This is a genomic window from Laceyella sacchari, from assembly GCF_004343255.1.
GTDB classification, from domain to species: Bacteria; Bacillota; Bacilli; order Thermoactinomycetales; family Thermoactinomycetaceae; genus Laceyella; species Laceyella sacchari.
Window position 1 is genome coordinate 582,148 of sequence record NZ_SMDD01000002.1, and the last position, 21,690, is coordinate 603,837.

Genomic DNA, 21,690 nt, shown 5'->3' on the forward strand with positions numbered 1-21,690 from the left:
CCACAGACGTCTTGGCGAAACCATCCTGTCCAACCGTCTTTGAAGCTTTGTTGCCTCGCTTTTCATTCTTTTCTCCCTTTATTTTAATAATAGTCAAGTGAGAACGAAAGGAAAAAATCATGAAATCGTTTTAATCCCCCTGTTTCGGAATGCGGATAATCACCTCATAAAACTCATCATGCTCCTGTTCATCCGCCTGCACCAGCAAGCCGCTCTGCTTCACCATATCCACTGATTGCCGAATCGTATTGATGGCGATGCGTAAATCGCGAGACACTGACTTGCGCCGGCTTTTCTTCGTTTTCTCCGTGGAAGCCAGCAGTTTGCTGATTCGCTCTTCCGTCTGTTTCACATTCAAATCGTGTTCAATGATATCCGCCAACACCTGCAATTGCAGCGCCTCATCTTTGAGGGACAAGAGCGCCCGGGCATGCCGCTCGGTGATGGATCGCTTGAGCAAGGCCGTTTGCACCTCTTCAGGTAAATGCAACAGCCGCAATTTGTTCGCAATCGTTGATTGTCCTTTACCCAAGCGCTGTGCTAAACTTTCTTGTGTCAACTGATTCAATTCCAACAATCGTTGATACGCATGTGCTTCTTCGATTGCCGTTAGATTTTCCCGTTGCAAATTCTCAATCAAGGCGGCCGACGCCGCTTGGTTGTCAGTCATATTGCGAATGATCGCTGGGACGGTTTCCATGCCTAGCTTTCTAACTGCCCGCAGGCGCCGTTCACCCGCAATCAGTTCATAACCCCCGTGCCCGTTCCGTCGCACAACTATCGGCTGAATAACGCCATGCGAACGAATGGACTGGCACAATTCATCAATTCGATCTTCTTGGAAGACCGTTCGAGGTTGATACGGGCTTGGCTCAATGATTTCCACTGAAATGTGCTTCACTTGGTCCAGGCTTTTGTCCTCTTTATCCACCAAACCGAATAGTCGTGTGAACGGTTGTTTCATTGACACAGACACCACCTTACGGTTATCTCGAAGTAGCCCGATCTATTAATACCATTCGCTGGCAGTTACATTACACCCTGCCCGCTGGCCATTTCTCAAAAAATGTTCAGGAAATGTTCCACGTGGAACACGGCAACCCTTCTGGTGACAAATAGTTTCATTGCATGAATCGCGCGCAAATCTGTGTGATTTTCTTGTCAGTTTTTTGGCTGTTGCATAAATTGCACATCTTTGTAGATATTGGTCTGATTCTGTTGACCCTTCGCCTTCACAATTGATAGAATCGTGGGAAGAAGGGCATTTCATTCACTTGAGGAGGATATCTGAAAATGAGTGTACCTGTATACATAGGGAATGACCAAGGGTACTATGGCACCAAAGTCGTCACACGTGCCAACGGCAAGTTCTATAAGATGTTTATTCGGAACATGGTCGTTCCGAACCGCGTTGGGGAGATCACTTATAACAATGATCCACATAACATTATGTATCGTGAACGTGAAGGTGACCGTGAATGGTTCTGCGGTAAGCTGGCCATTGAACAAGCCGGCGATGATGAACTGTTCGACTCCCATAAGCGTCGGTTATTCAGCCCTACATGGTTCCGTGAGCAAGAATATCTGATCATGTTCCGCGTCAGCACGGGATTGATGTTGCAAGGAAGCACGGAACCGGTAGTGTCCGTCGCTCTGCCAACGGATAGCTATATTGATTATAAAGATGAGTTAAAACGCCGTCTCATCGGTAAACATTCTTTTGAAGTGAAACAAGGCAACCTGCCATGGCGCCGGATTGAGTTTGAAATCAAGCGTGAAAATCTCTTCGTAATCAGCCAGCCGATGGCCACCCTCTTCCACATCGCCTTGGATCGGGATGGCAAATTGTTGAATGAGGATCTGTTCATTCAAAAAGTGAGCATCAACGACTTAGGATTTGGTACTTCGGACATTGAAACACTGCACGGAGAAACCATCATCAAACGTCAAAGCTTCACTTCCCGCCATGCCATGCTCAACGTATATGAATTGTTGGCGAAACGCTTGCTGGACTTCACTCGCCAAGCTGATCCGGATTCCAACGGAAAAGAGTATCCCATCTGGAGTTTGCCTCGCGTCGTACGTTCCGGCGAGATCAGCTTCAAAGGGAAAGTGCATGACGTTAGCGCGATCGTCCAAGAATGCATCAAAGAAGTGGGTGAAGCGTTGGTCAACGAAGTTTGGAACCGTCTCGACTACGGGGATGACATCACCTACATCATCCTAACTGGTGGGGCTTCCATTCCGTTTAAAGCATTTTACCGTGAACGTTTCGGGGACAAGCTGATCTTCGCTGAAGATTACGGCATTGAAGCCCAATTCGCCAATGGTTTCGGGCTGTGCAAGTTTGCCCAATCCAAAGCTCGTGCAGTACCAACCAAAGACATGCTGGAAGCAGCAGCCACAATTCATCAAGAATTCCATGTACCTGACTCCTTCGCTGAAGCAGCTGCAGTCACCGAGAAAAAAGGCAGTAAATCGGTAAAAAAATGAAACAATACACAACCCCCAAGGAAACCCTTGGGGGAATGCTTTTAAAACCCATTTTTATAAAATAACCCTAGCGATTGCTTGAAAAAAAAGCGATAATAAAAACAGGAGAACTTGTCAGAGCGTAGGGATTCACCACCTGGCTACGAAAAAGGAGGGGGAGAAATGACACAACATGAATCCCAGTACGACTTGATCATCATCGGCACGGAACCTTCCGATCACGAAAGCGTCCGAAAATTGCAAGAGAGCGGAAAAACGGCTTATTACATCCAATTGACTCCCAACATGATTACCACCCTGGTAAGCCAATCGTTAACAAATAGGGAGTCAATTGACGAACCCTCCTCTGCTAGCGAACATGCAGATGCGGATCTCAAATTGACCTTGCACCAAACCACCTTACATACACCCACTGGGGAAACAACCACGCACACCATCCATGTCGCTAGGGGCGAGGTGAAACAAGAAGAAGAGGAGATATCCATCTCTTATTCTGAGGAAACGGCTTACCAGGAATCGGCGCATTACCAGACTCACCCCTTAGAGGAAGATACGGAACAGGCCGATGAGGAATGGGAAGTGCTGGAAGCACAAGAAGTTGAATATGCTAGTCCGTATAGCTTTTTTCAAGAAACCCCGCCCGCTTCAACTCGCAAAAAAGGATTACGACGGAAAAATCGGATTCCCTTTCAAGCGGAACAAGAAGAGAAAGAAGAACATACGGTTTATCCGGTGGAACGGATCGCTTTGGAAGATGACGAACCGGAGCGAGAACAGGAAACCTTCTCTTATTCGCCTTGGGGAGAACCCTCTTCCATGCCCAACTTGTTCACACCCTTGGCTTTTGAACCAGATGCCGCCCAACAACCTGACAATGACGAACCAAAAGAAGAGGAACCGATCCAACCTATTTATCGCGAACGGGATTTGAAACTACGGAAACGTCTTGCAGCGAACAAACGCATTCAATACATGGATCATGACGGGCAAGAACAACAAGACAATGGGCAGCAAGCCAACCAACAACCCATGAGCCCATTCTCATTTGAATCGCAGGCTCCCATGCATCACTCACCTTTCCGTGAATCATCCTCCTATCGGGAATCAATCTCTTACCAAGAGTCATCCTCTTTCCAAGAGGCAACTCAAGGGATTCAATATGAAGCGGAAGATACACAATCGCAACCATTGGAGCCATTTTCCTCTCGCAGGCGGAACCGCCAGAAAAAAGCCCGCTTCCAGCAGAAAATCGAGTCGCTCGTAGACCATCGGGCCAACAAAGCTCCCATGCAACAAAATACGGCCTCTTTTTGGGAAGAGCAACCGCAACAACAAACAAATCATCAATCTCCTTTTTTCGCCTTTGAGGACGGTCCATTATTTGAAAACACACAACCAACCATGCAACCATTTAGCCATGACTCTTCTCAAGACGAAGAGCCGGAAATGGATGCCAGCCTGAAACGGGATGACATTGAATTTGAAGATGCCTATGGCGGCTACAACTCTTGGGAAGAGTTCTTAACCCCCCATTCCGAAAACAGCCGCAAACGGCAAGAAATGGACAAAATAGAAAAAAGGAAGCTCGCTTTGCGCGGCCTCCACAGTTTAATCAACAATTTAGGGTAAAGCGAAAAGCCGAATGCGCACTCCACCATCATTGAGTCATTCGGCTTTTATTTTTTCTCTCAGGTTCGTCATACCAACGGCTGTTTTGTCGGTGTCCCCGCTTTGCGCGGATACGCCTTGGGCGTGTGATCTCTTTTCTGCATCATGATAAGATTGCGTGTCCCCATCGCTTCAGGGAGAACGAGCTCTTTGCGTTGGCATGTGGTTTTACCCAGCACATGTAATGCCCGTTTGGCCTCTTTCATCTCCTCTTCTGCCGACGGCCCTTTCATTGACACAAATGTTCCGCCCACTTTTACAAACGGCAAACAGTACTCCGCCAACACATTGAGGCGGGCGACGGCCCTGGCAGTAGCCATGTCATAAGCCTCTCGGAACCCTTTTTGTTTGGCTACCTCTTCCGCCCGGCCATGCACGCAAGTGACATGATCGAGTTCCAACAGATCCGCCACTTCCTGCAAGAACCCCACCCTTTTCTTTAATGAATCCAACAACGTCAGTTTCAGTTCCGGAAAAGCGATTTTTAGCGGAATCCCTGGAAATCCGGCTCCAGTACCTACATCGATCAACGAAGTCACTCGGCTTACATCCACCACTTGTGCCAAGGTGAGCGAATCATAAAAGTGTTTCACATACACCTCCCGCACATCCGTGATGGAGGTGAGATTCATCACTTCATTGATTTTGATCAAATGCTCATAATACAGCGCAAACTGTTGTAGCTGGCGTTCCGACAACAACAGGCCCCACGGCGCAACCTGTTCCCGGAGCCATTCGCCTAGCTCATGCATAAACGTCCTCCTTAAAAACCGACCGCCCGCTCGCGACCCGTTTTAAATTCCGTGCTAAGTGTTACTCATTCAGGCCCTGGTCATGAATCTTGCTTCAAATATGCTTTACCGCCTTGTTCAATATGAACCATCAATATGGAGATATCAGCAGGATTGACGCCGGAGATGCGGGACGCCTGGCCCAAGGAAAGAGGGCGCACTTTCTCCAACTTCTCGCGCGCTTCCGAGGAAATGCCAGCAATCTTGCTATAATCGACCCAAGCTGGAATCCGCTTCTCGTCCATTCGTTTCATCTTCTCCACTTGTTGCAAAGCTTTTTTAATGTAACCTTCATATTTCAATTGAATCTCCACTTGTTCTTCCACATCGGCCGGCAGCGGCTCAGGTGGCGGCGACATCTGCGCAATCTCCTTATACCCCAGCTCCGGACGCTTGATCAACGTCGCCAGCTCAACGGCATTATTGATTTCCGTCGTACCCATGGAAACCAAAATGGATTGCACTTCAGGCGTCGGACGCACTTTTGTTTCACGCAATCGCTCGATTTCCCGGGCAATTGCTTGTCGTTTGCTGTTGAAGCGGGCATAGCGCTCCTCGCTGATCAGCCCGATTTCATAGCCGATGTCGGTCAATCGCAAATCAGCGTTGTCATGGCGAAGCAGCAAGCGGTATTCAGCACGGGATGTGAGCAAGCGGTACGGCTCATTGGTTCCTTTGGTCACCAAGTCATCAATCAGCACACCGATATACGCCTGGGAACGGTCAAGGATTACCGGCTCTTTGCCTTGCACTTTACGTGCGGCGTTGATTCCGGCCATAATCCCTTGCGCCGCCGCTTCTTCATATCCCGACGTACCATTCAATTGGCCAGCGGTGAACAGATTTTCCACCCGTTTGGTTTCCAGCGAAGGCCACAATTGTGTAGGGACGATTGAATCATACTCAATCGCATACCCCGTGCGCATCATCTCTACTTTTTCCATCCCTTCAATCGTGCGCAGGATCGACAATTGGACATCTTCCGGCAAGCTGGTGGAGAGCCCTTGCACGTACATCTCCATCGTCTCCCTGCCCTCCGGCTCGATAAAGATCTGATGTCGTCCCTTGTCAGCGAAACGCACAATCTTATCTTCAATCGACGGGCAATAGCGCGGCCCCGTTCCTTCAATCACACCTGAATACATAGGCGCTCGGTGCAAATTGTCACGGATAAGTTGGTGCGTGCGCTCATTGGTATGGGTCAACCAACAAGGTAGCTGGTCAGTGATAAACTCGGTCGTCTCATATGAGAAAGCCCGCGGCTCCTTATCCCCCGGTTGCTCCTCCATTTTGCTCGTATCAATGGTATTTTTGTTCACACGCGGAGGCGTTCCCGTTTTGAAGCGCACCATGTCAAACCCCAGTTCCAAAAGATGATGCGCTAACTCAACCGCAGGCTGTTGATTGTTCGGCCCACTTTCATAAGAAAGATCCCCAATAATGACTTTTCCCCGCAGATACGTGCCAGTAGTCAATACGACCGCTTTGGCGTAATACTTCGCACCGGTGCGGGTTATTACCCCATGGCACACACCGTTGTCTACGATCAGCCGCTCCACCAATCCTTGATGCACTGTCAGATTAGGCGTCGTTTCCAAGGTTTTCTTCATTTCACGCTGGTACAACACCTTATCCGCCTGCGCCCGCAATGCGTACACAGCAGGGCCTTTACCCGTGTTTAACATGCGCATTTGGATATGGGTCTTATCAATCACCTTTCCCATTTCCCCACCTAGCGCATCGATTTCCCGCACCACATGCCCTTTCGCTGGTCCCCCGATGGACGGATTGCAAGGCATGTACGCAATCGTATCCAGGCTGATTGTCAACAACAAGGTGGAACACCCCATGCGGGCGGCAGCCAAAGCAGATTCGCATCCGGCATGGCCCGCTCCCACCACGACCACATCATAATGCCCAGCATCATAGGTCGTCATCTTTGTCACCCCATTTTCTATTTTCCTAAGCAGAACTGCGAAAATATTTGATCGATCAAATCCTCCGCCACGGCATCCCCAATCACTTCGCCCAAGTATTGCCAAGCATTCTTCAGGTCGATCTCCACCATATCCAGCGGCATCCCCGCTTCGATTCCCTGAATCACTTCATCCACGCTTTCCTTGGCTTGGTTTAGCAAGTGAATGTGCCGCGCGTTGCTCACATACGTTCCCTCTCCCATGTCCATCTTGCCCAAGTGGAAGAGTTGGGAAATCGCCTCTTCCAAATCTTCAATGCCCCGCTCTTCTTTCAACGAAGTGGTAATCAATGGCTTGTCGCCGATCAGCTGCTTGACCTCTTCCAAATCCAATTGGCCCGGCAAATCCATTTTATTGACAATAACCACTGCCGTATGGCGCTCAATCAGTTCCAACAGCCGCCGATCCTCCTCGGCAAGTGGTTCAGCAAAGTTAAGTACCAGCAACACCAAATCAGCTTGTTGCAATGCTTGACGCGAACGCTCTACCCCGATCTTCTCCACCACATCCTCCGTCTCGCGGATGCCGGCAGTGTCCAACAAACGCAAGGGAATCCCCCGCACATTCACATACTCTTCGATGACATCGCGAGTGGTGCCCGGTATATCCGTCACAATCGCCTTATTCTCTTGAGTCAGTGCATTCATCAACGAAGATTTCCCCACGTTGGGGCGTCCGATGATCGCTGTTTGAATTCCTTCGCGATAGATTTTTCCCTGTTTGGCGGTGGAGAGCAATTTCTCGATTTGGCCAGATATGTAACGGCATCGTTCCTCCAAAAATTGAGAGGTCATCTCTTCCGCATCATACTCGGGATAATCGACATTGACTGCCAAATGAGCCAACGTCTCCAGAATTTCGCTGCGCAGTTTGTTGATTAAGCGGGAAAGCCGCCCTTCTGCCTGAGACAGAGCGATTTTGGCCGCCCGATCTGTCTTGGACCGGATCAAGTCGATCACCGCCTCCGCTTGCGAAAGGTCGATCCGGCCATTCAAAAAGGCGCGTTTTGTGAATTCACCCGGTTCAGCCAACCGAGCACCGGCCGCAAATAACGCTTCCAATGTTTTTTGCACGGGAACCATCCCGCCGTGGCAACTCACTTCCACCACATCTTCACGGGTGAAGGTGCGCGGTGCACGCATCACCGTCACCAGCACTTCATCTATCCGTTCCTCTGTTCGTGGATGCACAACATGCCCATAATGCACCGTATGCGTCTCCACTTCAGCCAATTTCTTTTTCCCTTTATAGAGTTGGTCGACAATCGACACCGCCTCGGGACCACTCACCCGTATGACGGCGATCCCTCCCTCGCCCGCCGGTGTCGCGACCGCTGCGATTGTATCCGTCTCCATTGTGTCACCTCTAAGATTTTCCTAATAGTTAATCTTAGCATAGCCTGAAACGGCAAGCAAAACAGATTAGTAAACAAAAAAACTCCCCGATTTGGGGAGAGACGAGCTTTCGTAAACAGTGGCATGAGCCCGATGATTGCGCTTTTCGTTTTACGCGGCATCATGAGTGGAAAGCAGCTCTTATATCGATAAGCCCTTCGTGATTCAGCTTTGGCTGGTCCACTCAATGACCACACGGCGCTCAGGTTCGACGCCGATGCTCCGCGTGTCAATGCCCGCATGATTCTGGGCGATCAGATGCACCAGTTTCCGCTCATGCGCAGGCATCGGAGAAAGCTCCACAGAGCCTTTCTTTGCTTGCGCTTCCGCCACCGCCTTTTCGGTGACCCCCACCAAAAGGTCCAAGCGGCGTTTCCGATACCCGCCGGCATCCAATTGAAACCGAACCGGGGTTTCCGCCCCCCGGTTGGCCACCGTGTGCGTCAACAATTGCAAAGCCTCGATCGTTTGGCCCCTGCGTCCAATGAGCGGCCCTAACTCTTTCCCGACCAACTCCAACACCACGGCATCCTGCTCATCAAGTGGTGTGTGGACATGCACTTGCGCCTCCACTCCGAGCTTGGCGACCAACTCCGTCAGGAAGCGCACCCCTTTTTGGACGGGATCCTCCACAAGCGTGACTTCCACCACAGCTTGGCGCCGACCAATAATGCCAAGCAATCCTTTATTCGGTTCAGACAGCACCCGATAGGAAACCTGGTCGCGGGAAGTCTGTAATTGGGCGCAGGCCTGATCGAGCGCCTCTTCGATTGTTTCTGCTTCGACGGTCACTTTCGTCAACGAGCAGTCCCCTCCGATACATTGCCCTTCACTTTTTTCTTATTGAAGAAGATCAAATACTGGATAATCGTGAAAATGTTCCCATACACCCAGTACAGGGAGAGTGCCGATGGAAACTGATACGCCAATAAAAAGATCATGATCGGCATGATCCACAGCATCACCTTGGTTTGTGGATTATCCGCTGCACCGGTAGCAATAAATTGCAAATACGTAGTAAATGCCGCGAGCAGAGGCAAAATATAATAAGGGTCTGGTCTTCCCAATTCAAGATAGAGGAAATCAGATGTAAAGATATGCTCATTTCCCATGATCGCTTGGTAAAACGCGAACAAAATGGGGATTTGGATCAGCATGGGAAAACAACCCGCCATGGGATTGATATTGTGCTTTTGGAACAGCTTCATTGTCTCTTCCTGTAGCTTCTGCTGGTTGTTTTTATATTTCTCTCTGATCTTTACAATGTGCGGTTGCAACTCTTGCATCGCTTTGGAGCTTTGCTGCTGTTTCCATGTGAGCGGGAAAACGATCAAGCGCACAAGGAAGGTAACCACCAAGATCGACCAGCCATAGTTGCCGAGCAACACCTTAAACCAGTCCAACAGTTCAGACATGGGAATAACTAAGAACTTCTGCCACAAACTTGGATTTTCACGATCAATCTTATATTGTTGTTGATTTGGCGTACAGCCAGTCAGCATGACAACAGCCATCACAAATAACAACAGGATGGCGATGCTACGCTTATGTTTCAACACGGGAGTGCCCCCCTCATCTCTTCCATATTTTATTATTGGCCCGTCCGTTTCTCCGTCCGCTTCACGGATTTCTCTGGTACATAATCAAATCCGCCAGGATGAAAGGGATGACATTTGAGCAACCTTTTCAATGTGAGCCACCCCCCCACGAAAACACCGTGGCGCTGTATCGCGATCAGTGCATACTCGGAGCAGGTAGGCACAAAACGACAGGTAGGCTGCGGCTTCAAAGGTGAGATAAACCGACGATAAAATGTTATTAGGCCCAGGGCGAACGCTTTCATCCCGATCTCCTCTTTATTTTGAAAGTGGATGCGGCGGCTTCTTCGCAAAGGCTTTTCCTTTGTTCAGCACATGGTAAAGGCTTGACCTCACTTGATGGTAATCCATGTCCTTGGCGGGGTTGCGGGCGATAACCACGAAGTCGGTGTGCGGTTGCAAATGGGAAGTCCAAGCCCGCATCGCTTCTTTGATCAACCGCTTCACTCGGTTGCGCACTACTGCGTTTCCCACTTTTTTGCTGACGGAAACACCGATGCGCGGAAGCCCTTCATCCTTGCGTGCGTACATCACGACGACAAATTGGCGATTCGCCACCGAGTGTCCTGCTCGAAAAACCCTTGTAAAATCGTTTCGCCTCTTTAGACGATATTCCTGTTGCAAAGAGACGGCTCCTTCCCAAACAAAAGTACCAATCAATCACCATTATAGAGCAAAAGCGGGCGAATTAAACAGAGGGGATATAAGAAGATAGGAAAAAAGGCCACATCAGTGCGTGGCCATTAAGCGGATAATACTTTTCTTCCTTTTCTTCTGCGGCGCGCCAATACCTTGCGACCATTTTTGGTTGCCATGCGAGCACGGAAACCATGGACATTCTTGCGCTTGCGCTTGCTTGGTTGATAAGTGCGTTTCATATAGACGACCTGGTCTTATCAGCCCACTATCTGGTGAAACAACCATGTTGCTAACCAGATAGGGAATCCATCAACCAGGAACCCTCCCTTCTGTAACTTACTTGGATTACAAACCGATGGGCAATCTCTCTCATTATAGCCAGGTGAGCTGTGCCCTGTCAAGGAACGGGATTTGTTCACAACTAGTTATCCACATGTGGATATAGGGTTTTCTATCCACGCGTTATCCCGACATTATCCTCCATCTGTCCACAACATCCACACCTGTTAATAACTGTCGACGGAACTCCCTGTGGATTGTGGATAACTTATTATTTTTCATTGTAAATACTGGTATCTTTTGATATTCTTATTTTGTTTTCTTGTGGATAATTGTCGTTTGATGGTTCTTTATCCACACAATGTGGATAAGTCGATTTGTCTCTTTCCACAGCCTGTGAAAAAAAATATCCACAGCCTGTGAGTTGTGTTGATAACTGCCTCAAACGCTTATAAATACAGGGGAAAACCTGTGCATAAATGGTTTCATAAATCTGTTTCAGTTTGGACACGTCTCTGTCCATATTTTGTCAATAAACTGTCGCAAAGGAGGGGTTCAAGTGGCTCACATACAGGAATTATGGGCAAGAACACTTGAAGCTATACAAGACAAGATCAGCAAGCCCAGTTTCGAAACCTGGCTGAAGGCGACGGAAGCCGTCGATTTGGAGGCGGATATCCTCATTGTGTCCGCGCCGAACGATTTTGCGCGCGATTGGCTGGAGTCCCGGTATGCCGACCTCGTGCGGGACACCTTACGCGAAGTAACCGGCTCGTCACTCGGAGTCAAATTTGTCAGCCACACCGCCGAAAAAAACGACGATCAAGACGAGGCCCCGGCACAACGCGTTCCGGAAACGCCGGAAGAAGAAGCACCGGCCAAGTCACAACTGAATCCGCGCTATACGTTTGACACCTTCGTAATCGGGTCTGGCAACCGCTTCGCCCATGCCGCTTCCTTGGCGGTGGCGGAAGCGCCAGCCAAAGCTTATAACCCGCTCTTCATCTATGGGGGCGTCGGTTTGGGAAAAACCCACTTGATGCACGCCATCGGCCATTATGTGCTGGGACATTCAACATCAAGCCGTGTCGTCTACATCTCGTCCGAAAAATTCACCAATGAATTTATCAATTCGATTCGGGACAATAAGACGATTCAATTTCGAAACAAATACCGCTCCGTGGATATCTTGTTAATAGACGATATTCAATTTCTAGCGGGAAAAGAACAGACACAGGAAGAATTCTTTCACACGTTCAACGCCCTGCATGAAGCCAACAAACAAATCATCATTTCCAGCGACCGTCCGCCCAAAGAGATCCCCACGCTGGAAGACAGGCTGCGTTCCCGTTTTGAATGGGGCTTGATTACCGACGTGCAACCGCCTGATCTGGAAACCCGGATTGCGATATTGCGCAAGAAGGCAATAGCTGATAATTTAGATGTTCCGAGCGAAGTCCTCGCCTTTATCGCCGACCGCGTCGATACCAACATTCGCGAGCTGGAAGGGGCGCTCATCCGGGTCGTCGCTTACTCTGCGCTGATGAACCAGCCGGTTTCGCCGGAGTTGGCAGCCGAAGCGTTGAAAGACATCATGCCGCATTCGCGCCCCAAGGTAATCAGCATCCAGGACATCCAGCAGGAAGTGTGCAATTACTACCGGTTGCGTGTGGAGGAGTTAAAGAGCAAGAAGCGGACCAAGTCGGTCGCATTCCCGCGCCAAATCGCCATGTACCTCTGCCGTGAATTGACAGACCACTCCCTGCCCAAGATCGGGGAAGATTTTGGCGGACGCGACCACACCACAGTGATTCACGCCCATGAGAAGATCAGCCGCGTCCTAACTCAAGACCCACAGCTGGAACAGGCGATCAACGAGTTGACAAGCCGCATCAAACGCAGATCATAACCCTGGCAACCCGCTTGAGGGAATTATTCTTCTTATATAGAAATCCCGATGTCGAATTTTTTGTCTAACTTGTGAACGGCGTTTTTCTCTTTCTATTTTAAAGTGGAAGTCTTCACTTTTTGCACAGCCCTGTGAATGATGTGGACAACTAGGGACAGCCTATGCACACTTTTTCCACACCCGTGTATAGGCTGTTCATCTAGGTTTAACCCACTTATACACATTATCCACAGGCCCTAGTACTATTACTGCTGTTTTTAAAAAAAGATATATATGAAACAGGCACCTTGTTGATGACTCAATCCCCTTTCCTTTTTTATTTTGTTTTTACATACAAGGAGGATGAATGATGAAGTTCCGTGTGGCCAAAACAGCTCTGGTTGATGCCGTATCGCAAGTATCCAAAGCGGTATCTTCCAAGACAACCATTCCTATTTTGACTGGGATGAAAATTCAAGCCGATGAAGAGGGACTCGCTCTGACGGGGAGTAATTCCGATATCACTATTCAAGTACGCGTACCCAAGAAGAAAGATGATTTAGAACAAGTATTTGTGGAAAAAATGGGTAGTGTCGTTCTGCCCGGCCGCATTTTTGCCGATTTGGTGCGCAAACTCCCAGGCGATCAAGTTGAATGGGTGGTCAATGAGAAATTCCAAGCAACGATTCGCTCTGAAACAGCCGAATTCCATTTGAACGGATTTGATCCAGTAGAATATCCGCGGTTGCCGCACTTATCCACAGACCAGATGTTCAGCATTTCCGCAGACACGTTGAAGTCCTTGATCCGCCAAACCGGATTTGCGGTGGCAACCAATGAAGCGCGTGGAGTGTTGACAGGCGTGCTGTTTCAATTGGAGCGGGGCGTTCTTACCTGTGTGGCAACAGATAGCCATCGCCTGTCCAAGCAGCAGGCCAACGTGGAGGGTTCCGAGGATATCTCGCTCAGCAATGTGATCGTTCCCGGTAAAAGCCTGTCAGAGCTTGCCAAAACATTGGCCGATTACACCGGGGTTGTGGATATCATCGTCGCTGAAAATCAACTGCTTGCCAAAACTGATGGATTGGAATTTTATTCCAGGTTGTTGGAAGGGATGTATCCGGACACGAATCGTGTTATTCCGCAACATGGGGAGACGGAATTGATCTCTTCCACCAAAGAATTGTTACAATCCGTTGATCGTGCGTCGCTTATTAGTCGGGATGGACGGGATAATGTGATAAAATGGACGTTAAGAGACGGAAAAGTAGAAGTTAATTCCGCCGCTCAAGATATCGGAAGCGTTACGGAAGAAGTGGTCGCGAAAGTGAATGGACCAGAGCTGAGCATCTCTTTCAATGCGAGGTATATGATGGAGGCCCTCCGTTCGATAGAAAGCGACGAGATTCGCATCCAATTCACCGGACCGATGACGCCGTTTCTCATCCTGCCCACTGCCCGCGAGGATTCCTTGCACTTGATCGTTCCCATTCGCACCCGGTGACGGGCATAGGAGGGTTTGCCATTTTGAAAAAAATTCACATAGAAGGCTCTTATATTACACTGGGCCAATTGCTTAAAATGTTAGATATGATTGACAGTGGAGGACAGGCCAAGCACTTCCTCATGGATGTTGAAGTGAAAGTGAACGGTGAAGTGGAAACGAGAAGGGGAAGAAAGCTTTATCCACAAGATATTGTGGCAGTAGATGGTTTTGGTTCGGTGCAAGTGGTTCAAGACTAAGGGAGGAACCCCGCTTGCGTGTAGAAAGCTTGGAATGCAAACATTATCGTAATTTAAGCGATGTTTCTCTTTCCTGTCCGGAAGAGCTTCATCTGTTTGTGGGCCCCAACGCCCAAGGGAAGACCAATCTGCTTGAATCATTGTATTGTTTGGCGTTGGGGAAATCCCATCGTTCCCGTTCACACAAGGATCTCATCCAGTTTGGCCAACATCATGCAAACATCAAAGCGAGCGTAAAAAGAGGACAGCAGGGCGTGCGCCTCGAAGTAAAACTTTCCGAAAAAGGGAAAAAAGTGATTCGAAACGGCATTGAACAGCGAAAGCTGAGCCAATACATCGGCACGTTGCCCGCTGTCCTTTTTGCTCCAGAAGATCTCGCTATCGTCAAAGGAAGCCCGCAAATTCGGCGGCGCTTTTTAGATATGGAGATCGGGCAAGTCAGCCCCACTTATGTGCACAACCTGACCCAACTGAACAAGTTGTTGACACAACGCAATAGCTTGTTGAAACAGTTGGCGCAAAAAAGAAACGCTCAGTTTTCGTTGCTGGAGGTGTTGGATGAACAGTTTATCCACATCTCCGTTCAATTGTGGAAAAAACGCTTTCAGTTCCTCGCCTCTTTGCAAGAATGGGCCAAAGAGATCCACCGCGCGATCACCCGCCAGCAAGAAGAACTCCTGGTGGAGTACCGCTCTTCCTTGCCGATATCCGCTTTGCAAGATGAACAAGAATGGGGTAACCTACTGAAACAGGAATTGGAACAGAAGAGGGATAAAGAACTGATGCGCGGCAGCACGCTGGTCGGACCGCATCGGGATGACCTTTATTTGTCTGTAAACGGATTAAATTTGCATTTGTACGGCTCTCAAGGACAGCAGCGCACCGCCGCCTTGTCCCTGAAATTGGCTGAAATTGAACTCATCCGCCAAGAAACGGGCTATTATCCAATTTTATTATTAGATGATGTGTTGTCAGAGCTTGATGATTCACGAAAAACGCATTTGCTAGAGGCGATTCGCGGGAAAGTGCAAACATTTGTCACCACGACCGGCTTAGAGGGGATTGACCCCGAAACGATTGCGCGGGCCCGCATTTATCAGGTGCGGCAAGGGAGCATCACAGAACTGGGGGGATAAGGTGTTTATTCACCTGGGAGGCAGTCGCATGATACGCATTCGGGAGGTGGTGGCCATCTTGGATGCAGGCGCGACGGAACAAGCGCCCAATGAGGCGCATTTTGTACAATTGGCCAAAAAAGCGGGGAGGCTGGAACATATTTCCCCAGATGAGGTCAAGTCCTACGTGATCACCAAAGATCGCGTGTTCGCTTCACCCATCTCATCAACCACCTTGAAAAAAAGGGCGGATCAGAGCCAGAAGCCGTGGAAATGACCTGTGGTTGGATTTCAAGTAGTTCTGGATAAGGAAGCAGGTGACCAAACGTGTCCGTAAATAAAACCAATTATGATGAAACACAGATTCAGGTACTTGAAGGTTTAGAAGCTGTTCGGAGACGTCCCGGGATGTACATCGGTTCGACATCAAGCCGCGGATTGCACCACTTGGTGTGGGAAGTTGTGGACAACAGTATTGACGAGGCGTTGGCCGGTCGTTGCGACACGATCCAAGTGATCGTCAACGAAGATAACAGCGTGACCGTCATTGACAACGGAAGCGGTATTCCGGTCGGGATTCATCCCAAAATGGGCCGCCCGGCTGTAGAAGTGGTGTTGACCGTATTACATGCCGGTGGGAAATTCGACGGGGAAGGATATAAGTTCTCCGGCGGGTTGCACGGGGTGGGCGTATCCGTTGTTAACGCCCTGTCCGAATGGTTGCAAGTTGAAGTAAAGCGGGAAGGCAAAATCCATCGCCAGTCATATCGGCGTGGGGTGCCGGAACATGACTTGCAAATCGTCGGCGAAACGGAAGAAACCGGGACAACGGTGACATTTAAACCAGACCCCACCATATTTACCGAGACGACGGTTTATGATTTTGAGACGCTACAGTCCCGGCTTAGAGAATTGGCGTTTTTAAACCGGGGCATCAAAATTGTGTTGGAGGATAAACGCGGTGAAGGGAAACACGTCGTCTTCCAATATGAAGGCGGCATTCAATCTTATGTTGAACACTTGAACCGCAATCGGGAAGTGTTGCACGAACCACCGATTTATATTTCAGGCGAGAAAGAGTCGATTCAAGTGGAGATTGCTATGCAATACAATGATTCTTTCTCCTCCAACATCTACTCTTACGCCAACAATATCCACACTCATGAAGGTGGAACGCACGAGGCCGGTTTCAAATCGGCGTTGACAAGGGTCATCAACGATTATGCCCGCCGTAACAACTTGCTGAAAGATAACGACAGCAACTTAACTGGTGATGACGTGCGCGAAGGCTTGACCGCAATCATCAGTGTCAAGATTGCTGACCCGCAGTTCGAAGGACAGACCAAAACCAAATTGGGCAACAGTGAAGCAAGATCGGCGACAGAGCAACTGTTTACCGAACACTTCCAAACCTACCTGGAGGAGAATCCAGCGGTGGCGAAGAAAGTGATCGGCAAAGCGGTCATGGCTGCACGGGCCCGGGAAGCGGCCCGGAAAGCGCGCGAGTTGACCCGCCGGAAAAATGCCCTTGAAGTAAGCTCATTGCCAGGGAAATTGGCTGACTGTACCTCGCGGAACGCCGCTGAAAGCGAATTGTTCATCGTGGAGGGGGATTCTGCGGGAGGAACCGCAAAACAAGGGCGTGACCGGATGTTCCAAGCGATTTTGCCCCTGAGGGGGAAGGTGCTCAACGTAGAGAAGGCTCGGCTTGACAAAGCCTTGTCCAACGAAGAGATCCGCACCATTATCACCGCTTTGGGAACGGGAATTGGCGACGACTTCAATATCGAAAAAGCGCGCTATCATAAAATCGTCATCATGACGGACGCCGATGTCGACGGGGCGCACATCCGTACCCTTTTGTTGACATTCTTCTACCGCTACATGCGCCCGTTAATCGAACACGGCTACGTGTACATCGCACAGCCGCCATTATATAAAATCACGCAAGGTAAAACGATTCGTTACGCGTATAATGACCGGATGAAAGAAGAAATTCTCAAGGAAATTGAAGGAAAGAACGGGAAGATCGAAATCCAGCGGTACAAAGGGTTAGGCGAAATGAACGCAACCCAGCTGTGGGAAACGACGATGGACCCGGAATCAAGAACATTGTTGCAAGTGTCCCTCCAAGATGCGATCGATTCAGATTCGGTATTTGAGATGCTGATGGGCGACCGGGTTGAACCGCGGCGCGAGTTCATCCAGGAATACGCGAATCAGGCGAATCTCGATGTATAGAGCAGTGGGTAAGTAACGGGGAGATGAAAAGATGGCAGATATGCAAAGGATACAGAAAGTAAATATCAGCCAGGAAATGAAAACTTCGTTCCTGGATTATGCGATGAGCGTCATTGTCAGCCGTGCTCTTCCCGATGTGCGTGACGGATTAAAGCCTGTGCATCGGCGAATTCTTTACACGCTGTATGAGTTGGGAATGACCCCTGACAAGCCGTACAAAAAATCGTCCCGTGTCACCGGTAACGTAACTGCGCAATACCACCCTCACGGAGATGTGGCGGTGTATGATGCGATGGTGCGGATGGCCCAAGACTTTTCATACCGTTATCCGCTCGTTGACGGGCATGGGAACTTCGGGTCGATCGATGGCGACCCCCCGGCGGCCATGCGTTACACCGAGGCCAGAATGGCCCCGATCACCATGGAAATGCTACGGGACATTCAGAAAGACACCATTGATTTCGGGCCCAACTATGACGGACAGCAAGAAGAACCGCTTGTGTTGCCGTCGCGGTTTCCCAACTTGATTGTGAACGGAGCATCGGGGATTGCCGTGGGGATGGCAACCAATATTCCTCCCCATAACCTGCGGGAAGTGATTGACGGGATTTTGCTGCTCCTAGAAAATCCAGAAGCCACCGTGGACGACTTGATGAAGATCATCAAAGGTCCTGACTTCCCGACCGGGGGCATCATCCTTGGTTACGATGGCATAAGAAAGGCATACCGCACGGGTCGTGGCAGTATTCAGATCCGGGCCAAGACGCGCATTGAAGAAGCCGGCAACGGCAAGATGCGGATCATTATTGAAGAACTGCCGTATCAAGTCAACAAAGCTAAACTGGTTGAGAAAATCGCCGATTTGGTGCGCGACAAAAAAATTGAGGGCATCACCGATTTGCGCGATGAGTCTGACCGTAACGGGATGCGCGTGGTGGTGGAATTACGCCGTGACGTGAATCCGCGGGTGGTTCTCAACAACCTCTTTAAGCATACCAGCTTACAAACGAGCTTCGGCGTAAACACCCTGGCTCTTGTCGATGGCCAGCCGCGCGTGCTCAATCTGAAGGAAGTATTGCATTACTACATTTTGCATCAGGTTGAAGTTATTCGCAGACGCACGAAATTTGAACTCAATAAGGCGGAAGAACGGGCCCACATCTTAGAAGGATTGCGGATTGCGCTTGACCAGATCGATGCGGTCATCGCTCTGATCCGGTCGTCCGCCAATACGGCTGAAGCTCGCACCGGCTTGATGGAAACATTTGGCTTGAGCGAGAAACAAGCGCAAGCGATCTTGGATATGCGTTTGCACCGGTTGACCGGTTTGGAACGTGAAAAAATCGAAAGCGAATACCAGGAATTGCAGAAGCTGATCGCGGAGTTGAAGGCCATCTTGGCCGATGAAGGCAAAATCCGTGGGGTTCTGCGCAAAGAAATCATCGAAATCAAGGAAACTTACGGGGATGAGCGTCGCACCATGATCAAGGTGGACGTGGACAACATCGAAGAAGAGGATCTCATTCCGGAAGATGAAGTGGCGATTATGATGACCCATCGGGGATACATCAAGCGGATGCCGCTTTCCACCTATCGGGCTCAGCGCCGCGGTGGCAAAGGGATCACCGGCATGGGGACACGGGATGACGACTTTGTCCAACACATCTTTGTCACCCATTCCCACAATCATCTCCTTTTCTTTTCCAACAAAGGGAAAGTGTATCGCTTGAAAGCTTACGAAGTGCCTGAATTAGGACGGACAGCCAAAGGCACGGCGATCATCAACCTGATCCAAATCGATCAGGATGAGCGGATTCAAGCGATCATTCCAGTAAAAGAATTCGCCGCCAATCAGTATCTCTTCTTCGGCACCGCAGAAGGGGTGGTCAAGAAGACCGCTCTCAGCGAATTTGAAAACATTCGCCGCAATGGCTTGTTCGCGATCAATCTGCGCGACGGCGACGAATTGATTGGTGTCCGTTTGACTGACGGGAATCAGGAAGTCATCATGGGAACCAGAGGCGGTATGTCTATCCGTTTCCCTGAGATGGAAGTGCGGGAAATGGGACGTTCCGCCACCGGGGTGAAAGGGATCACCTTAGGTGAGGACGACCGGGTCATTGATATGGATATCGTCATCCCGGACAAAAACGTGATGATCGTTACTCGCAATGGCTATGGTAAGCGCACACCGATGGAAGAATACCGTGTGCAATCCCGTGGTGGCAAAGGTATCAAAACACTCAGCTTGACAGAGAAAAAAGGGGATGTCATCGGACACAAAGTGGTTTCCGACGATGAGGATCTCATGATAGTCACCCAGTCCGGCATTGTGATTCGCCTCAATGTGAACGAGATCTCTATCATGGGTCGCTATGCACAAGGCGTGAGACTGATTAAGCTGGATGATGATGAAGTGGCAGCGGTAGCCAAAGTGAACACCGATGATGATGATGGCGAGTTGGAAGCCGCCTCTGTGCCGACCGAAGAGTGAGCAGGGTGTGATCCCTCACTCGACACGTAAGACGGCTTTCTCCCCGGTGAAGATAGCTAGCATCAGCTGCGGGAATTTCCGTGGAACTAAATCAAGCAATTCATTGATGAGGATTTGCTCGGCATGTTGGTTGTCCAACATGATTTCTCCCCATAACGGCGGATCATACCGACACAACATGCTAAGAGAAAAGAGCAACATCAGGTGAGCCAAAAGCTCTGGGATCGGAGCGAGAGGGCGGCCATTTCCTAACCATAGGTAATGGTCGCCCTTTTTGTCTTCATAAAACCAAGGATGCTGGATATTCAGCCAGACGGATTCCGCAGTACAAAGGGTGGGGGAGCTTGGGTCAATCGTTACCCGCAGTGTCAGATGACCGGCAGTTTTACCGGATTCCACTGCGGAAAAGGGGATGGAACCCACGCGGTTCAATTTGTCCGCAAGGCGCTCCGCAGAGCAATGAAAGGAATCCTGTACTCGTTCGGGGATATGTAGGAGGATGTCATCGCCAGAATGCGAAAAAATCACAGGAATTAAGCTTTCCTGTCCAAAAAGGAACCGGTAGGTTGGTTGCAATTCCGCAATAAAACCAAACAGGTCTTTGGCCGTAAAACTTTCGCCCGTTTGTATAGGGAGATGAAGTGCTTCCGCGACGAGAGGGAATAGTCCTTCCCGTTGAATCCGAATGTCATCTTCAACAAAGCGAAAACCGCTCCGCTTTCTTTTGCGGGTGGACAGGCCATGGCGCAAAACCGTGGCGTTTTGGGGGTAATCAGGCATGCGGGTCAAGAGCCACGCTTTGAACATGCTCATCATGCCATAATAAAGCAGGATGGGGCGAGACCAAGGCTGATTACTACGGCCACTGTCTTGGATCAGGGCAACGGCCTGGTTCATGTATGAGGTGAAGGCGGGTACATTGCGGTAGGCCAGACGGTCGGGATGCTCTGCCTGTGCGCGGGAATAAACGTCCATCAGATAACGGCGAGCCGTTTCTTCGTTTTGGAAGGGCATGAAGGCTGACCACAACCAACGGTCGGGATTTTCAGTGCGGATGAGTTTGATTGACTGAATGTCCATGTGCATGTCACCTCCCTATCATGGGCTTTAGCTACGCTTATTGTAAGAAAAAAAGTTGCATGCTATAACTGAGTCAAAGTGTGGCCGGATGCGAAAGCTGAAGCACGAGGGTTCGCCCTTTAGAAAGCGAAACAGTGGACATAGGAAGCCAATGACTTATGGCAAAGTGGATATACTACTTCACAAGAAGATCACTGAACTGTAATTATTTCCTTGGAAATAAAAAAACAAGTATCCCACAAGTTATCCACAATATCGCCATAGTTATGCACAGTTCCTGTGGATAACTTC

General features: G+C 49.6%; 20 protein-coding genes. 9 read left to right on the forward strand and 11 right to left on the reverse strand.

Translation table 11 applies throughout. The features are described 5' to 3' along the window. Positions 1 to 130 precede the first annotated feature (130 nt). Complete coding sequence (noc, locus tag EDC32_RS09995; protein WP_181352819.1) at positions 131 to 964, reverse strand: nucleoid occlusion protein; 834 nt, start codon at positions 962 to 964, stop codon at positions 131 to 133. 329 nt (positions 965 to 1,293) lie between these two features. Here noc and EDC32_RS10000 point away from each other — a divergent pair, with 329 nt between their 5' ends. After that, positions 1,294 to 2,493 carry a ParM/StbA family protein gene (locus EDC32_RS10000; protein WP_132221854.1) on the forward strand — a complete coding sequence of 400 codons (1,200 nt, stop codon included), beginning with the start codon at positions 1,294 to 1,296 and terminating at the stop codon, positions 2,491 to 2,493. Positions 2,494 to 2,655: 162 nt separating this feature from the next. Then, positions 2,656 to 4,122 carry a hypothetical protein gene (locus EDC32_RS10005; protein ID WP_132221856.1) on the forward strand — a complete coding sequence of 489 codons (1,467 nt, stop codon included), beginning with the start codon at positions 2,656 to 2,658 and terminating at the stop codon, positions 4,120 to 4,122. Between the two features lie 68 nt (positions 4,123 to 4,190). Here EDC32_RS10005 and rsmG read toward each other — a convergent pair whose 3' ends face one another. From rsmG to EDC32_RS10050, 9 genes are all read right to left on the reverse strand, one after another. After that, the gene (gene rsmG / locus EDC32_RS10010; RefSeq protein ID WP_022737286.1) at positions 4,191 to 4,913 is read right to left on the reverse strand and encodes a 16S rRNA (guanine(527)-N(7))-methyltransferase RsmG; all 723 of its coding nucleotides are present in this window, start codon (positions 4,911 to 4,913) and stop codon (positions 4,191 to 4,193) included. 80 nt (positions 4,914 to 4,993) lie between these two features. After that, positions 4,994 to 6,889 (reverse strand): tRNA uridine-5-carboxymethylaminomethyl(34) synthesis enzyme MnmG, encoded by a 1,896-nt coding sequence (gene mnmG / locus EDC32_RS10015; RefSeq protein WP_132221858.1) that lies wholly within the window; start codon positions 6,887 to 6,889, stop codon positions 4,994 to 4,996. 17 nt (positions 6,890 to 6,906) lie between these two features. Continuing rightward, positions 6,907 to 8,283, reverse strand: coding sequence for a tRNA uridine-5-carboxymethylaminomethyl(34) synthesis GTPase MnmE (gene mnmE / locus EDC32_RS10020; protein WP_132221860.1), 1,377 nt, complete (start codon positions 8,281 to 8,283; stop codon positions 6,907 to 6,909). A 204-nt stretch (positions 8,284 to 8,487) separates the two neighbouring features. After that, positions 8,488 to 9,114, reverse strand: coding sequence for an RNA-binding cell elongation regulator Jag/EloR (gene jag, locus EDC32_RS10025; protein WP_246026922.1), 627 nt, complete (start codon positions 9,112 to 9,114; stop codon positions 8,488 to 8,490). Between the two features lie 5 nt (positions 9,115 to 9,119). After that, a complete protein-coding gene (locus tag EDC32_RS10030; RefSeq protein WP_132222060.1) occupies positions 9,120 to 9,836 on the reverse strand; it encodes a YidC/Oxa1 family membrane protein insertase in 717 nt (238 codons plus the stop codon). Positions 9,837 to 9,913: 77 nt separating this feature from the next. After that, positions 9,914 to 10,165, reverse strand: coding sequence for a membrane protein insertion efficiency factor YidD (gene yidD, locus EDC32_RS10035; RefSeq protein WP_132221864.1), 252 nt, complete (start codon positions 10,163 to 10,165; stop codon positions 9,914 to 9,916). 13 nt (positions 10,166 to 10,178) lie between these two features. Next, positions 10,179 to 10,544, reverse strand: a complete 366-nt coding sequence (gene rnpA / locus EDC32_RS10040) for a ribonuclease P protein component (RefSeq protein ID WP_022737280.1) — start codon at positions 10,542 to 10,544, stop codon at positions 10,179 to 10,181. 119 nt (positions 10,545 to 10,663) lie between these two features. Beyond that, positions 10,664 to 10,798, reverse strand: coding sequence for a 50S ribosomal protein L34 (gene rpmH, locus EDC32_RS10045; protein WP_083464932.1), 135 nt, complete (start codon positions 10,796 to 10,798; stop codon positions 10,664 to 10,666). A 311-nt stretch (positions 10,799 to 11,109) separates the two neighbouring features. Then, a complete protein-coding gene (locus EDC32_RS10050) occupies positions 11,110 to 11,349 on the reverse strand; it encodes a hypothetical protein (protein ID WP_132221866.1) in 240 nt (79 codons plus the stop codon). Between the two features lie 48 nt (positions 11,350 to 11,397). Between EDC32_RS10050 and dnaA the strand changes: the two genes are divergently transcribed. The 7 genes from dnaA (at position 11,398) to gyrA (ending at position 20,319) form a co-directional block, all read left to right on the forward strand. Next, positions 11,398 to 12,747 (forward strand): chromosomal replication initiator protein DnaA, encoded by a 1,350-nt coding sequence (dnaA, locus tag EDC32_RS10055; RefSeq protein WP_029071952.1) that lies wholly within the window; start codon positions 11,398 to 11,400, stop codon positions 12,745 to 12,747. A 349-nt stretch (positions 12,748 to 13,096) separates the two neighbouring features. Beyond that, on the forward strand, positions 13,097 to 14,230 hold the full coding sequence (dnaN, locus tag EDC32_RS10060; protein WP_132221868.1) for a DNA polymerase III subunit beta: 1,134 nt from the start codon (positions 13,097 to 13,099) through the stop codon (positions 14,228 to 14,230). A 23-nt stretch (positions 14,231 to 14,253) separates the two neighbouring features. Continuing rightward, complete coding sequence (gene yaaA / locus EDC32_RS10065) at positions 14,254 to 14,469, forward strand: S4 domain-containing protein YaaA (RefSeq protein WP_022737277.1); 216 nt, start codon at positions 14,254 to 14,256, stop codon at positions 14,467 to 14,469. Between the two features lie 14 nt (positions 14,470 to 14,483). Next, positions 14,484 to 15,605, forward strand: coding sequence for a DNA replication/repair protein RecF (gene recF, locus EDC32_RS10070; RefSeq protein ID WP_022737276.1), 1,122 nt, complete (start codon positions 14,484 to 14,486; stop codon positions 15,603 to 15,605). Between the two features lies 1 nt (position 15,606). Then, positions 15,607 to 15,861, forward strand: coding sequence for an extracellular matrix regulator RemB (gene remB / locus EDC32_RS10075; RefSeq protein WP_022737275.1), 255 nt, complete (start codon positions 15,607 to 15,609; stop codon positions 15,859 to 15,861). Between the two features lie 50 nt (positions 15,862 to 15,911). After that, complete coding sequence (gene gyrB, locus EDC32_RS10080; protein ID WP_132221870.1) at positions 15,912 to 17,825, forward strand: DNA topoisomerase (ATP-hydrolyzing) subunit B; 1,914 nt, start codon at positions 15,912 to 15,914, stop codon at positions 17,823 to 17,825. Positions 17,826 to 17,856: 31 nt separating this feature from the next. Then, a complete protein-coding gene (gyrA, locus tag EDC32_RS10085) occupies positions 17,857 to 20,319 on the forward strand; it encodes a DNA gyrase subunit A (RefSeq protein ID WP_132221872.1) in 2,463 nt (820 codons plus the stop codon). Positions 20,320 to 20,334: 15 nt separating this feature from the next. Here gyrA and EDC32_RS10090 read toward each other — a convergent pair whose 3' ends face one another. Further along, a complete protein-coding gene (locus tag EDC32_RS10090; RefSeq protein ID WP_158283325.1) occupies positions 20,335 to 21,399 on the reverse strand; it encodes a YaaC family protein in 1,065 nt (354 codons plus the stop codon). Between the last annotated feature and the right edge of the window lie 291 nt (positions 21,400 to 21,690).

What these genes read in the sequence shown, in the direction of transcription:
- dnaN (WP_132221868.1), top strand. Translation starts at nt 13,097, where the DNA reads ATGAAGTTCCGTGTGGCCAAAACAGCTCTGGTTGATGCCGTATCGCAA.
- EDC32_RS10000 (WP_132221854.1), top strand. Translation starts at nt 1,294, where the DNA reads ATGAGTGTACCTGTATACATAGGGAATGACCAAGGGTACTATGGCACC.
- EDC32_RS10005 (WP_132221856.1), top strand. Translation starts at nt 2,656, where the DNA reads ATGACACAACATGAATCCCAGTACGACTTGATCATCATCGGCACGGAA.
- rpmH (WP_083464932.1), bottom strand. Translation starts at nt 10,798, where the DNA reads ATGAAACGCACTTATCAACCAAGCAAGCGCAAGCGCAAGAATGTCCAT.
- gyrA (WP_132221872.1), top strand. Translation starts at nt 17,857, where the DNA reads ATGGCAGATATGCAAAGGATACAGAAAGTAAATATCAGCCAGGAAATG.
- EDC32_RS10030 (WP_132222060.1), bottom strand. Translation starts at nt 9,836, where the DNA reads ATGGCTGTTGTCATGCTGACTGGCTGTACGCCAAATCAACAACAATAT.
- yidD (WP_132221864.1), bottom strand. Translation starts at nt 10,165, where the DNA reads ATGAAAGCGTTCGCCCTGGGCCTAATAACATTTTATCGTCGGTTTATC.
- noc (WP_181352819.1), bottom strand. Translation starts at nt 964, where the DNA reads ATGAAACAACCGTTCACACGACTATTCGGTTTGGTGGATAAAGAGGAC.
- rsmG (WP_022737286.1), bottom strand. Translation starts at nt 4,913, where the DNA reads ATGCATGAGCTAGGCGAATGGCTCCGGGAACAGGTTGCGCCGTGGGGC.
- mnmE (WP_132221860.1), bottom strand. Translation starts at nt 8,283, where the DNA reads ATGGAGACGGATACAATCGCAGCGGTCGCGACACCGGCGGGCGAGGGA.
- EDC32_RS10090 (WP_158283325.1), bottom strand. Translation starts at nt 21,399, where the DNA reads ATGGACATTCAGTCAATCAAACTCATCCGCACTGAAAATCCCGACCGT.
- mnmG (WP_132221858.1), bottom strand. Translation starts at nt 6,889, where the DNA reads ATGACGACCTATGATGCTGGGCATTATGATGTGGTCGTGGTGGGAGCG.